The sequence below is a fragment of the Bacillus sp. PK3_68 genome (genome assembly GCF_003600835.1).
Taxonomy (GTDB): Bacteria; Bacillota; Bacilli; order Bacillales; family Domibacillaceae; genus Pseudobacillus.
The window spans coordinates 3,216,109-3,230,528 of sequence record NZ_NQYC01000001.1 but is presented as its reverse complement, the minus strand read 5'-3'; the positions used below and the strand labels follow the sequence as shown (position 1 = coordinate 3,230,528).

Annotated in this window: 12 protein-coding genes; 2 read left to right on the top strand and 10 right to left on the bottom strand. The window is 42.6% G+C overall.

Going from position 1 to position 14,420, the window contains the following annotated elements; all coding sequences use genetic code 11:
- The first annotated feature begins 367 nt into the window (after positions 1-367).
- The gene (locus CJ483_RS16345) at positions 368-994 is read left to right on the top strand and encodes an HAD family hydrolase (RefSeq protein ID WP_120036192.1); all 627 of its coding nucleotides are present in this window, start codon (positions 368-370) and stop codon (positions 992-994) included.
- Between the two features lie 225 nt (positions 995-1,219).
- Here the strand turns inward: CJ483_RS16345 and CJ483_RS16340 are convergent, their stop codons facing one another.
- From CJ483_RS16340 to CJ483_RS16330, 3 genes are read right to left on the bottom strand one after another with little or no spacing between them, the layout of a single operon-like run.
- A complete protein-coding gene (locus CJ483_RS16340) occupies positions 1,220-3,190 on the bottom strand; it encodes an ABC-2 transporter permease (protein WP_120036191.1) in 1,971 nt (656 codons plus the stop codon).
- Positions 3,165-4,064, bottom strand: a complete 900-nt coding sequence (locus tag CJ483_RS16335; RefSeq protein WP_120036190.1) for an ABC transporter ATP-binding protein — start codon at positions 4,062-4,064, stop codon at positions 3,165-3,167. Before CJ483_RS16335 ends, CJ483_RS16340 begins: the two co-directional genes overlap by 26 nt.
- Positions 4,051-4,443, bottom strand: a complete 393-nt coding sequence (locus CJ483_RS16330) for a GntR family transcriptional regulator (RefSeq protein WP_120036189.1) — start codon at positions 4,441-4,443, stop codon at positions 4,051-4,053. Before CJ483_RS16330 ends, CJ483_RS16335 begins: the two co-directional genes overlap by 14 nt.
- A 153-nt stretch (positions 4,444-4,596) precedes the next feature.
- Here CJ483_RS16330 and CJ483_RS25145 point away from each other — a divergent pair, with 153 nt between their 5' ends.
- Entirely contained in the window at positions 4,597-4,728 is a 132-nt protein-coding gene (locus CJ483_RS25145) for a hypothetical protein (RefSeq protein WP_259455690.1), read from the top strand.
- A 49-nt stretch (positions 4,729-4,777) separates the two neighbouring features.
- Here the strand turns inward: CJ483_RS25145 and CJ483_RS16325 are convergent, their stop codons facing one another.
- The 7 genes from CJ483_RS16325 to CJ483_RS16295 form a co-directional block, all read right to left on the bottom strand.
- Positions 4,778-5,968 (bottom strand): CamS family sex pheromone protein, encoded by a 1,191-nt coding sequence (locus CJ483_RS16325; RefSeq protein WP_259455689.1) that lies wholly within the window; start codon positions 5,966-5,968, stop codon positions 4,778-4,780.
- A 12-nt stretch (positions 5,969-5,980) separates the two neighbouring features.
- On the bottom strand, positions 5,981-7,990 hold the full coding sequence (ligA, locus tag CJ483_RS16320; RefSeq protein ID WP_120036188.1) for an NAD-dependent DNA ligase LigA: 2,010 nt from the start codon (positions 7,988-7,990) through the stop codon (positions 5,981-5,983).
- A gap of 17 nt (positions 7,991-8,007) precedes the next feature.
- Positions 8,008-10,209 carry a DNA helicase PcrA gene (gene pcrA, locus CJ483_RS16315; RefSeq protein ID WP_120036187.1) on the bottom strand — a complete coding sequence of 734 codons (2,202 nt, stop codon included), beginning with the start codon at positions 10,207-10,209 and terminating at the stop codon, positions 8,008-8,010.
- A gap of 35 nt (positions 10,210-10,244) precedes the next feature.
- Positions 10,245-10,937 (bottom strand): heptaprenylglyceryl phosphate synthase, encoded by a 693-nt coding sequence (gene pcrB, locus CJ483_RS16310; RefSeq protein WP_120036186.1) that lies wholly within the window; start codon positions 10,935-10,937, stop codon positions 10,245-10,247.
- 158 nt (positions 10,938-11,095) lie between these two features.
- Positions 11,096-11,413 (bottom strand): YerC/YecD family TrpR-related protein, encoded by a 318-nt coding sequence (locus tag CJ483_RS16305; protein WP_120036185.1) that lies wholly within the window; start codon positions 11,411-11,413, stop codon positions 11,096-11,098.
- A gap of 21 nt (positions 11,414-11,434) precedes the next feature.
- Entirely contained in the window at positions 11,435-12,457 is a 1,023-nt protein-coding gene (locus CJ483_RS16300; RefSeq protein ID WP_182917085.1) for a DUF3048 domain-containing protein, read from the bottom strand.
- A 39-nt stretch (positions 12,458-12,496) separates the two neighbouring features.
- Positions 12,497-14,233 (bottom strand): adenine deaminase C-terminal domain-containing protein, encoded by a 1,737-nt coding sequence (locus CJ483_RS16295; protein ID WP_120036184.1) that lies wholly within the window; start codon positions 14,231-14,233, stop codon positions 12,497-12,499.
- Between the last annotated feature and the right edge of the window lie 187 nt (positions 14,234-14,420).

Below are 14,420 nucleotides of genomic sequence, written 5' to 3'. Positions count from 1 at the left end.
CCTCCCATATGTTTTTTATGACTGTTGCGCAATAGCTGTTTTAAAAAATTATGTAACAGCACTGCTTACTTCTATTCGGCAATACCCCTTTAATGCCGCTGTTGTTCGTATATTAACCCCTTTTTGTTATAACACAGTTGTTATCTTATGATTGTATTATATAACAGCCATCACAAAATGGAAACCCTATTTTCAAACAATTTTAAATTTTCTTTTCGACAAAAGAAGACTGCCGAGAAACCCACGGCTACCACGCCAAGGTCAAGCGGCAATTAGACTGGGGAACGGCTGAACCAACCGCTAAACACTCCTACCTAATTGGTGTGATAAAATGAGCATACATTAAGAAGACAAGGGGGGATGAAACATGTTTAAGTGTGTAGTTTTTGATGTAGATGGAACCATTCTAGATACAGAAAGAGCGATACTAAAGTCTCTGCAAAAGATTTTAAGAGAAGAACAAGGGAAGAAGTATCCGTTAGAGGAATTAAGATTTTCCTTAGGCATTCCTGGTAAAGAAACGTTAAAGAAGTTGCAGATCTCGGATATAGATCGGATTCATTTAAAATGGTCTAAGGCCGTGCTCGATTTTTCTGGTGAAGTTTCTATATTTGCTGGTCTGGAAGAAGTGATTCATTATTTACATCAGAGTAAGATAAAAACAGGCATTGTTACTTCCAAAACAAAACAGGAACTTATGGATGAATTTGACCCGTTCGGCTTACGCCCATTTTTTGATCACACCATTTGTGCAAACGATACAGAAAAACATAAACCCCATCCGGAACCTCTTTTAACATGCCTCAAAATACTGGGGTGCGAACCCGAAGCTTCATTGTATATAGGCGATTCTATTTATGATATGCAATGCGCACAACAGGCTGGTGCAAAATTTGCTTTAGCGTTATGGGGGGCCAAAGCAATCAAGGGCTTTGAATCCGCTCATTACATATTGGAAGAACCACAAGATCTTTTAAATGTACTTAAAACTTAAAAAAACACACTTGCGAATTATTGAATAAACAGGAACAATAACTGAACAGTATGCAGATTTAAGCAGCTTTATGGTTATATATTTAAATCCGCTGCATTATTTTTTACATTTAAATCTGAATAACTGTATTTTACCCCGTTCTGAATTTAGAACGGGGTTATACTAGTTTAATATTTTAACATTAAGTACCTTTACTATCTATCGGCACCGCAGGATGTTTTTCTATTATTCTTTTACTCCAACGACGGATACCTCTCTGCTTCCTTTCCATCTGACTAATAAGGTCTTGTTGCTCTCTTGTTCTAAATGTTTAGGATTCATCAATTGCTTCAGTTGATTAAAGTCCTTCACTTTTTCCGCCGGCACCGGAATGTCGTTCAGTGCCGATTCCTTCTCACTGAAAGAGGTATCATATATATAACTAATTAACTGCTGGCGGCGCTTCCTTGTATTGGTAGTTAAAATATATGCTTCCTCGACCTGATCAGCTGAAGCAAAATTATTGCCGCCTTTTACTTTTCCATGAATGTAACTCATTGTTTGATTTTGATCCATATAGATTGGCACAGACATCATTTGTCCGTCGGTGAACCAAAATTGCACTTCTCCCACTTGAGAAAAGTCATCTACTTTAAATTGGCGTGAGGGTTCAGTTAAAATGTCATTTTTAAGTGCCTGCATCAACGCTTGCATCTCTTCCCGCTCAGTGACACGCAGCTCTCTCGTTCCACGAAAATCAGTGACCGCTAAATAACTGATTTTTTCCGGTCGGGAAATGGCAAATATAGGACTAGTTGTTTGTTTAAACTCTTGATTGTTTCTTAATCCCTTCGTCATTTCAGTTAACTGCTCATCCTTCAGATAATATTGCCGCTCTATCCGGCTGCCGTCTTTCAACCTATAGGTTATTCCAACTTGATAGCCTCTTTGTTTAGAGGGCTCCCCATTCTTTATCAACTGTTCATGGAGGGAGACAGCCTGACGGATGGATTCTTTTTCTTCCATCTCTGCCACCCTGTTTTTGTTAATGGCCATAGAATTAGGAAGATCCATCGAATGATAATCCACATTGTCTCCCACATATACTGCCGCAATATCGCTTTCTGCTGGGAGCCTTTTTTCATACATACTTGCAGCAATTGCAGTCGGTATAAGCAGCACGGCGAGTGCGACAACATAAAGAACAAACCCTTTCCACGGCCAGGAGAGCCGCAGCGTTTTCTGAACAATCATTTGCATAACGGTATAACCAGCGAATGCTCCGATGAGATAGCCAAGCATCGTCCATCCGAATGCGCCATCAAGAAATTCAGCAAAGTACAGTCCGCCTGCGAGCATCGCAAATAAGGTAAGACTAAAAATAAATAGCGTCCGGAAAAAAGGAAAAGCAATCGTTTCATCCACTGCTTCTGCCGGTCTTATTTTGTAAATCCAATAAGAAACAGCAACGAGCAGAACAATCAATCCAGCATATAAAGCAAGTTCTAAACTGCTGAACGGCCTTTCTAAAATTGACGCGGCCCTCACTAGAAAAATCCCTTCGGTCATCACTCTATCTATATAAACATCTGCCGCAAGTCCATTAATGAAAAAGCGAGCATTTCCTAAGACGAGCATAATGAGCGCACCCGGTAAAATAAGGACACCGTACGCCATCACACCCTGGAGCAGCGTGGCACCGATAAATAATCCAACAAAAATAGTGACGGCGAACAGCAATAACACAATTAATAGCGAAAGGCCAATCCAGCCAAAAACATCACCTACTGTGTAGAGCGGCGGTGTAATAAATGAGCGCAGGGCCAATAGTACAATTCCAGTCAGCAGGATCGGAAGAATCAGCGCCACACTGCCGGCTGCGTATACATGCGTCAGCAATGTTTGCCGCTTGAATGGCAAGCTATGCATAAAATCAGAGGACCCTTTTTTCGTCATATAGCTAGTCAAAATTAATCCTGTAATAACCGGAAAAATAAGGTAAGTAATGTATTGGAAAGGATAAGAAAAAGTAAAGACTCCATTTTTCCCTTTAGGAGGGAGATAGCTTTCCAGCGATTCTGCATTCATAAAGACCATCCACATCCCAAGTGGCAGGACGATCAGCAGTGCGAGTGCAAAAAAGACACTGATCCATAAAACAGAACGGGCATGCTGCTGAAACAGCCCTTTATTAAACGATAAGATTCCGGATTTCATAGCCGACACTCCCCATTTCATATGTAAATATTTCTTCAAGAGTTAGCGGCAGGATATCAAATATTGCCGGCTCAAATACTTGCACATGCCGGTGAATGTCCTCCTCTTGCCCGCGCACGATACAAATAAATACACGCCCCCGCTTCTCGTAGTGAAGAAGATCCAGGCCGTCAAGAAACACCTGATCCGGCACCTTGCGAAAGGCTACTTGCACCTTGCAGACGTCTGTCTTTAACTCTTCCAATTCGCGTTCAAACAGGAGCCCTCCCTTATGCATAATACCGACACTGTCACAAAAATCCTCCATCTCGCGCAAATTGTGAGAAGAGACAATAACAGTCATTTCCCTTTCGCTCACATCCTGGATAAGCAGATTCTTCACTTGCTGACGCACGACAGGATCAAGGCCGTCAAATGGCTCATCCAGTACAAGCACGTCCGGCATGGCAGACAAAGTTAAGATAAAAGCGGCCTGTCGCTGCATCCCTTTTGACATTCGCGAAAGCTTTGCATGCGGATCAAGGGAGAAATGCCCATGCAGTTGTTGGAATCGTTCACCATTCCATCTCTTGTAAACTGCTTTATAAAAAGAAGCCATCTGCATCAGCGTTGACTGTTGAAAGAAATAAGGTTGATCAGGAATGAACAATACTCTTTCTTTCACTTCTGGCCTTTCATAAATAGACACTCCTTCGATTTTGGTCATACCTTTATCTGGCCGGATGACGCCAGTAATAATTTTTAGAAACGTTGTTTTTCCAGCTCCGTTCGAACCGAGCAATCCGTAAATGGACCCTTTTTTTACATGGATAGATACATCTTTGACTGCTTCATAGCGCCCGAATCGCTTCGATACTTGTTCAGCTGTTATCATTCTCGCTCCCCCTTTCCGGCACATCCATTTTTTCGATCAAACGGATCACATCTTCTTTTGGTACGCCTAAAAATAAAATTTCCTCGACAATTCTCTCCAGTTCTTTCTTCAGCACCATCATCCGCTCCTCGCTCATTTCTTTTTTCACAGGGGAGACAAAGCTTCCTTTGCCTGGGATAGAGTAAATATATCCCTCCCGTTCCAATTCGCGGTACGCCTTTTGAATCGTATTCGGATTAATCGTTAAATCCTGGGCAAGTGAACGGACGGACGGCAACTGTTCGTCTTCCTTCCACACTTCACGAATAATAAGTTCTTTCAGCTTGCTCATCAGCTGCTCATAAATCGGTATACGACTCCTCGTATCAATCGTAAACATCGCTTCGCTTCCTTTCAGCCAACCGTATTAACTGTATTAATATATATAATACAGTTTTAAGGAAATATCAACCTTTTTTGAAATGAATATTCCAAAGAGGTAGCCAACAACACAAATATGGTATAATTAGTAAAAAGAGCGTGAGGTAAATGTATGGGATTCTTTATAGCAATCATTCTGCTGATCTACTTATTTGACTTCACAAAATTGCGGCAGCAAAATAAAACGATCATTCAGCAAAATGAAAAGATGATTTCTTTGTTGGAGGAAATAAGAAATAAATAACTAAAAAAGATGCCCAAAAAGCTTAAGCTTTTTGGGCATCTTTTAATTGTTACTCATATATATGCACTTGCGGTTCCTTTTCATTAGCTTTTTTCACAATAAGTGCTTCCGGTCCATTGACTGAAGAGATCGTTACTTCAATAGGAACATAGGCTGGGAAGTGGTCCATCACCAGTCCGGTAACAAACTGTGTAAAGCCGATGGCCTCTGCCTTTCCATAAAACTGAATAGGAATCTTAATCTTTAAGTCAACAAGTTCTTCGCCGTTATATAATGCAGTTCCAACCACACCATTATAGTTTTTAAAATACTTCTCCACATCTTGCTTGAAATTTAAAAAGTATGTGGTGTCATCCCGATGATCTTTCTCTGCTTCTGCCGATGGGAAAAGATAATATTTTTCATTCACTTTCTCCCATCCTCTTATTCTATCTTCATCAGCATCAAGATGCGTGTAAGCAATAAAATTGCCAGGCACAACGGAATTTTGAGGAGCCTGCTTAAACAAAGCGATCGTTACAGGAACATTCTCCAATCCTTTCGTCTTTCTGACTCGTTGAGCTACTTCCTCCGCTATTTTCTTGCCTTCACGCTCTACTTCTTCATCAGGGATTTTGTAATCATAGACAGCTCCGTACTTCTCTTTTGTATAGTAGTGTACAGAGTTTAAAGCAAGTCCAATAACAGCTCCTGATAATTGCAATGAATTGTTATCTGTTTTTGTCAGGTAATCATGCTCCATTACATGCGCCAAATAAATCGGGCTGTCTTCATTGCGCTGCTCCACTGAGCCTTTTCCGCTGTCCGGTGGATTCAACCCAAGATTTTTTACTGGATCCATATTTTTTTCTTTCAATTGCTCATTTTTTTCTTTCAGCTGTTCAGGTGTATACTTCCGTTCCAGCCATGCCTTGATCGTGTCGCCGTCAAGCATTTGCCCTTCCTGGAATAAATAATCTTTCGGAGAAAAGTTGTCTTGGGCAATTCTCATTAAACCCGTTTCAAATTCCACTATATCGTAGCGTGTATTAAGGTTGGAGACGACCATTCCTCTTGCCTTTCCTGGCTTAAATGGTACGATCGTCCGGTAAAAATTCTCGGAGATTTGATAGTTTGGAATGATCGCTTTCTCCTGCTTTCCATCTTCCTGGATTACTTCATCTTTTTTATCTAATTTCGGCGCGCATCCGCTCATGAGAAGCATCGCTGCGAGTGCCGCCGAAAATACTTTTTTCTTCAAAAGAGCCACCTCTTACTTATTAAGTTCAACCAACAGCTTTTGTTCATCCCATACTTCAATAGCTAGCTGCACCGCTTTTTCCAATTTAGAACCCGCTTCTTCACCAGCAATCACAAGATCCGTATTTTTGCTCACACTGCCCGCCACTTTTCCGCCAAGAGCTTCAATCCGCTCTTTTGCCTCGTTGCGAGTTAACTCATGCAGTTTCCCGGTTAAAACAACTGTTTTCCCTGCAAAGAATGAATCAGATGCTGCTACCGCTGCAAGCTTCGGCCCTTTGTAAGTCATATTGACCCCCGCCGCTTGCAGTTTAGCGATCAATTCTCCCACTTCCGGTTGATCAAAATACGTAACAACAGCCTCGGCCATTTTATCGCCAATCTCATGAATAGCTGTTAATTGTTCTATAGTTGCTTCGGAGAGTGCCTGCATCGTTTCAAAATGCTGGGCAAGTGTTTTAGCCGCTTTAGCTCCAACATGGCGAATACCAAGACCAAACAATAACTTTTCAAGTGAATTGTCCTTTGATGCTTCAATAGCCTCTAACAAGTTATCTGCCGACTTTTCTCCCATCCGCTCAAGCTGAATGAGCTGCTCTTTCGTTAGACTATACAAATCAGAGACATCCTGTACGAGACCGCTTCTATATAGCTGAGCTACCACTTTCTCTCCTAACCCGTCAATGTTCATCGCATTGCGAGAAACAAAGTGAATCATGCCTTCCCGTATTTGTGCGGGACATTGCGGATTTATGCAGCGAAGCGCTACCTCACCTTCCAGGCGGACAAGTTCGCTGTTACATTCCGGACAATGGGTCGGCATCTGAAACTCTTCTTCTTCGCCTGTCCGTCGTTCAGCAATGACATTGACAACCTCAGGAATAATATCCCCCGCTTTTTTAATGACCACAAAGTCACCGATCTTGATATCTTTTTCTCGAATTAGGTCTTCATTGTGCAGCGTTGCCCTCTGTACGGTTGTTCCAGCTACTTTGACCGGTTGCAATAAAGCGGTCGGTGTCACTACACCTGTCCGGCCCACACTTAACGTAATGCCAGTTAACTTTGTGACAACCTCTTCAGCTGGAAATTTGAAGGCAATCGCCCAACGTGGACTTTTTACTGTTGCTCCCAGTTCCTTTTGCTGTTCAAGCGAATTCACTTTGACTACGATGCCATCGATCTCATAAGGCAGCTTTGGCCGTTTATCGGCCCAGCCGCCAATATACTCGATGACTTCGTCAATCGTGCGGCACACTTGGCGCTCTTTATTTGTTTTAAATCCCAGACGGTCTAACATCTCCAAGCTTTCGCTATGAGTGTTAACCCCTAGCGTTTCCGCTTCGGCTACTCCATACAGAAAAATGTCCAAGTTGCGGGAAGCTGCAATCCGCGGGTCCAGCTGGCGCAGAGACCCGGCTGCTGCATTGCGGGGGTTTGCAAAAGGCTCTTCTCCCTTTTCGTCACGAATGGCGTTTAAAGCAATAAAGGATTGCTTTGGCATAAAAGCTTCTCCTCGTACTTCCATTGTCAGCGGCTCTTTTACACGTAAAGGGATAGAACGGATGGTCCTTAAATTCACGGAAATATCTTCACCGATCGTGCCATCCCCGCGTGTTGAGCCTTGAACGAATAATCCATCCTCATATTTTAAAGAAACAGCCAGACCGTCGATTTTCAATTCACATACGTAGGAATAGCTATCTTCATCCAGTGTCTGCTTTACCCGGCGGTCAAAATCCCGCAAGTCTTCTTCATTGAATGCATTAGCAAGGCTCAGCATGGGGGCATCGTGCTGCACTTTCTTAAAGGCATCTAGCACCTGGCCGCCGACACGCTGGGTAGGTGAATCAGGGGTTTGCAGTTCAGGGAACTCCTCTTCCAGCTTAAGCAGTTCCTGTGTTAAGCGGTCATACTCCGAATCAGGAACAGAGGGCTGGTCCAGCACATAATATTCATAATTATACTGATTTAATAGATTATGAAGCTCCTGTGCTTTCTTTTCAGCAGCTTGCAAGTCCATATTGACCACTCCTTCATTTATGCTTTTTCAATTGGGGCAAACGCAGCCAGAAGACGTTTAATGCCGATCGGGCTTGGAAAAGCAATATCTAATTCCATGCTTTCCCCGCTGCCTTTTACACTGACAACTGTTCCTGTCCCCCATTTTTTATGGCTCGCCTTGTCTCCGACCTTCCAATCAGAATTGATATTGGTTGTCTTTATTTGCGGTCTAGCAACCGGACGGCGGGCAGGTTGTGTTTTTAAACCGAATGATGTAGTAACCTTCTTGCTCGCTGCCAGATCATCAATTAGATCTGCCGGGATTTCGCTAATAAATCGCGAGACAGGGTTCATATTTGTCCGACCATACAGCGTCCGCATTTGAGCATTCGTCAAATAAAGCTCTTCTTCTGCCCTTGTAATGCCGACGTATGCCAGCCGTCTTTCTTCTTCCATTTCATTCTCATCCATTAAGGAACGGCTATGAGGGAAGACTCCTTCTTCCATTCCCATTAAAAAGACGACTGGAAACTCTAATCCTTTTGCGGAGTGAAGTGTCATTAAAACAACAGAATCCTGTACTTTTTCCTCTTTCCCCACTTCATCAATGTCTGCAACGAGTGCCAAGTCTGTGAGAAAAGCGACCAAGCTTTTATCTTCACTGTTGTCTTCGAAGTTCTTTGTAACGGATAGAAACTCTTCGATGTTTTCCAGTCGGCTTTGGGATTCAATTGTCTTTTCCGCTTTGAGCATGTCACGGTAACCCGTGCGCTCTAATACTTCTTCCACCAGCTCAGAAACCGATAAATATTCCTGCTGTTGAGTGTATGTTTCAATGAGTCTGCGGAATTCCAGGGCCGTCTTCGCCGCCTTGCTACTAATGCCGATAAAATCCGCTTCTGCTAAAGCTTCATACATCGTTAAGTCATTGTCTTGTGCGTACCGTGATATTTTATCAAGGGAGGTAGAGCCCAGTCCACGCTTTGGCACATTGATCACACGCTGTAAGCTAATATCATCTGCTGGATTAGCGATTAGCCGCAAATACGCCAGCAAATCCTTGATCTCTTTACGATCATAGAACTTGATGCCGCCCACGATGTTGTAATCAATGTTCGACTTCATCAATACTTCCTCAATTACACGAGATTGAGCATTCGTGCGGTATAAAATCGCGATGTCTGAACGCTTTCTTTGACCGCTCGCTGTCAATTCTTGAATCTTCCCTGCCACAAACTGAGCCTCCGTCTGCTGATTATCACCACGGAAGTACGCAATATTACAGCCGTCCGTATTTTCAGTCCATAAGTTTTTCGGCTTGCGATTTAAATTATTTTTGATTACCTCATTTGCAGCGTGCAAAATCCGCTTTGTTGATCGGTAGTTCTGTTCCAAGAAAATGGCCCGTGACTGCGGGTAATCCTTCTCAAAAGAAAGAATATTGGCAATGTCTGCTCCCCGCCAGCCGTATACACTCTGATCTGAGTCACCTACTACACATAAGTTCTGAAAACGGCTCGCCAGCAGCTTTACTAACATGTATTGTGCTCTATTCGTGTCCTGATACTCATCGATGTGGATATATTGAAATTTCCGCTGGTAAAACTCCAGCACTTCCGGCACCCGCTGAAACAGTTGAATCGTCACCATAATTAAGTCATCAAAGTCGAGCGCCTGGTTTTTCTTCAGTCGCTTTTGATATTCCGTATATACTTCGCTGACGATTTGATCCATATAACCGCCTTGCCGTTTGCTAAATGTTTCAGGATCAATCAGCTCATTCTTTGCTGAACTGATCGCTGCCAGGATGCCGCGAGGGTCAAACTTTTTTGGGTCAAGGTTTTTTTCTTTTAATATCCCCTTAATGACCGATTGCTGATCTGTTGTATCTAAAATTGTAAAATTACGGTTGTAACCAACCCGATCAATATCTCGACGTAAAATGCGGACACAAGCCGAGTGGAAAGTGGAGATCCAGACTTCCTCTGCCGCCCCACCAAGCAGCGCGCCGATCCGATCTTTCATTTCTCGTGCTGCTTTATTGGTAAAGGTAATAGCCAGAATGTTATACGGATTCACGCCTCTTTCTACCATCAAGTAAGCAATCCTATGAGTCAATACTCTTGTCTTTCCAGATCCTGCTCCCGCCATAATAAGCAACGGTCCCTCTGTCGTTTTGACAGCCTCCTTCTGCTGCTCATTCAAACCTGTTAATAGCTTTTCAGTTAAAAATTGCATCGTACTTTCACCGCCTATTAGAACGTTCGTTCCTATTATATCTGATTTTTGACTGCTGCAACTGTTTGAAGTGCTTGATTTAAATTTTCATATACGGCATTGCCCACAACAATCACGTCTGCATACTCAGCTACTTCTTTCGCCTGCTCTGGCCCAGTAATACCTCCACCATAAAAAAAGACCGTTTGATCAAGCGTCTGGCGTACGGCTTTTACGGCAGCTATATCTCCATATGTCCCACTGTATTCCAAGTAAAATAAAGGCAGTTGAAACATTTTTTCAGCCATCATGGCGTATGCTGTAATGTCTTCTATCGCAAGCGGAGCCTTTGCTTCCGTTAATGATGCCGCTTTGCAATCAGGATTTGCAATGCAATAGCCTTCTATATAAATTTCATCCCAGTCCATTAGATCTCCGTACTCTTTCACCGCCTTATGATGAAGACCGGTCACCCATTCCGAGCTGCCGCTGTTTAGTACCATCGGAATAAAGTACAGGTCAAATCCTGGGGTAATCGATTCAATCGTTGATATCTCTAGTACGCATGGTACCGTATAACGGCGGACACGCGCCATTAAATTCAGTACATTTTCTAAAGTAACTCCATCACTGCCACCGATCATAATGGCATCAGTTCCTGACTCGCATACCTGCTCGAGCGCTGAGTCATCTATCTCCTTATTTGGATCTAACTTAAACACATGACGCCATTCACGCACATCATACATCTAGCAATTTCCTCCATTCTTTTATCCATGCCGACTGCCTAATAGCAAATTTGCACCTCATCATTATAACATTTGTTTCTCCATGCTAAAACAAAGGTCTGACTCCCATCGCATGAATCAATTAACGCGATGAGGGCCAGACCCTATTTTTGTTCTTTTTATGGTTGTTTTTTTTCCAAAACTTGCTTTTCCTTTAAGCGGTCCAAAACAAGCTGGTAGGCATCATTTCCATAATTCAGGCAGCGCTTCACTCGTGAAATGGTAGCGGTAGATGCACCCGTGCCGTTTTCGATTTTATGATAGGTTTTGCCTTCTTTAAGCATACGCGCTACTTCCAAACGTTGGGCCAAAGACTGAATTTCATTTACCGTGCAAAGATCATCGAAAAATAAATAACATTCTTCTAAATCGCGAAGTGAAAGAACCGCTTCAAACAACTGATCCAATTCCCTTCCGCGCAGCTTTTCAATTTGCATATTAAGCGTCAAACCCCTTTTTTAGTTATTTCGCAAAGTTACCATCTTGTTTAACCCTTTAGAAGCAGGAATAATATTGATCCACGTCTTTCCCTTCACAAATCCCATTGGAGCCCCATCTTTAAAAGGTAAAATCCGCCCGTCTACATTTGACCACTCTGCCGTATGAACCACTCCATTCTGAAGAAGGTAAGCATTTCCTCCCGAAGAAAGATTGATATCAAGACGGCCTTCCCCATCTGTCACTCGATGCTCCGCTTCGATAATCAGGATATTAGCTGCACTGACGGCTTTTTTCGTTTCCCGGTCCACCTGCTGTTCCTCTCCGACAAATCGTTCATATTCCTTTTTGTCAGCGTCATACTTGTACTCCACCTGAAAGGCCGGCTTGCTAGAATAATTAATCTGAACAGACGGTGCTTTCTGTTCAGCTCCTGCAATCGCATCCGATGACTTGAGAAAATTCAGCCGGTCTGGCATCCCTTTCATCTTATATCCGTTGATCTCCGCCTGTTCATACATCTTGTCAAACTGGATATAAGAATTATGCGGTGCTTTACGAGAAGCATCCCTCATAAAAATTGTGTTGTCGTGCTGGATGCCATTTATTTGATCGATCTCTCCACTAAACAGCCTCTCCTTTGCTTCAGGACTATATCCGTGAGCAATAAATAAACTGTCGTATCCTTTAGCTAAATCAATAAAGTAGTCTCGGGCACTGCGAACAGGCCCTACTTCTTTAGGTTGTTCACTTTGATAAATAGCAAGAAATCTTGTCATATCCCCTTCAACTAATACTTCATACACCACGTCTGCGGCAGCTAAGCCCGTTTGCGGCCGTGCCTGCGGGTGATTATTAATTACTACGGCGACTGCACGCTGTTCAGGCCGTTCTTCCACTCTTTTTCCAGTTAAAGGAAATTTATATGTCTGTCCCTTGGCTTCCTGCACGCTGTCTTTTTCTATCTTTGTCTCTTTCTCTCCCCAGCAGCCGCCCATAAGCAAAGTGCTCGTTAACAAGGCGAGCATGGTCAATTTTTTCATACACAAACTCCCATATATATTTCTCTATACTTTACTATTTTAACGCATTATCGTTGGAAAGAGTACCGTTTTCTTCATTACATCATACATTCCTTGCGGAGTAATACGAATATATGGCAAATGAGTAGATGATAAAAATAATAGAGTATACAGAGGATCATCATATAAATAACCTCTTTCCACTAGAAGCCCCTTTAATTTTTCTTCTTCATCCATAATGTCCTCAAATGGCTTAGTGGACATTAGTCCTGAAAGCTCTAACGGAATCTCATAAATTACTTTTTCACCTTCAGCGAGGACAATTCCGCCACCCATTTCTTTCATCCGATTAAATGCTCGCTCCATCTCACGTTTACACTTTCCGATCAAAAGAATATCTCCCGTATTGGAAAAAGAAGAAGCAAGCCCTTCTACCTTTGAAGTAAATCCTTTAAGAGTGGTATTCACTCGCCATTTTCCCTGGCGATCGAGCAATACTAAAAAGCTCTCATCATCCGTGGTAGAAATCTCTTCCGCTGACATATCTCTTTCAAGTGAGTACGGCTTTGTTATTACGTTGTTAATAAGCTGCACTCCAAAAGGCATAGAAAATTGCAAATCTTCTTCTTTCAAGCTATAATCCAAATCAAGCGGACCAAATCCAAACTCCTCCCATCTTATAGTTGGGAAAGGCATAATTTCCTCTTCTCTCTTCACCCATTGCCCTTTTGACAACACAGAAATAGGCGAAGGATGGAATTCGTCCCTTAACACGTTAATATTAGCAATACGTCCCGGCGCAATCATGCCGTGTAAATGATCTATACGGTAATACTTTGCCACATTGTAGCTAGCCATATGGTAGGCATCAATGACTGGAATATCATATTCAATTGCTCTAGCAATCATCCAATCTAAAATGCCCTCTTTATAAAAGGAAGGGCTTGCGCCATCTGTTGTAAACATCATCATATCATATTGTTTAAGGCCCATGTCTTTCATATCCTGAAGCAGCACTTCAAGATCCGGCCGGATGGATGAATGGCGCAAGGAAACCATATAGCCAGCCATAAGTCGCTTATAGATGTCCTTTCCGTTCATCGCCTCATGATCGCTATCTGCTCCAAGCAGGGCCATCTTCGTTAGTGTTTTCTCGGAGGCGCCCGGAAAATGACCTTCAATTCGTTTGCGAAGGCGCTTTGTTTCCTGTATCCAGTGCAGCATCATCTCATCGCCAGCCAGAAGCTTCGGCCAGCCAGTCAGTTCGCCTCCCTGTACAACGGCATCATGCTCCATCCAAGCTTTCACCGCTACGTTAGAGACAACCTCTTCTTCATTCGCCAATTCTGTTTGGCCGTCGTAGCGGCACCACCAGTACATGCTGACAGGAAGTGACCGAAATTCTTCTAACAAAGAAAACGCTTTCTTTTCTTCTAATGACAAAAACAACATTAAGTTATCGTTAATAGATGTAGTTGTGCCTGTTTTCGCTGCAAATTCTGCGAAGCTTTGCGGATTGTAAAGTAAAAACGGATGGACATGCGGTTCAATATAACCCGGAACGAGAGTTTTGCCACTGCAATCATACACTTCGCCTTGATCAGCCTCTGGCATTTCTTCTCCTACATAAACGATACGATCTTCATATATCCATATATTCGCAGTTATCCATTGCTTTAGCACCGAATGCAAAAAGCGGGCATTCTTCAGCACTAGCGTCGGAGAAAGTTCACCATTCACTACCGCTACATGTTCTCTTAATTGTTTGTTTTTCCACTGATGTCTTTGTTCTAACATTTATCTAAACACCCCTCCTGCAAGGAAGCTATTATCCCGTATTTTAGATTAGTGTTATCTTAACATATTTCATAGTTTAAAGCATTAAAGAAATTGATTTTTTTTGAACAATATGTGAAAAATTGCGCATACTATTTCATATGGTGTTTTTCCTTTATATATGAACGTTTTTCTCCCCCTTATTTTC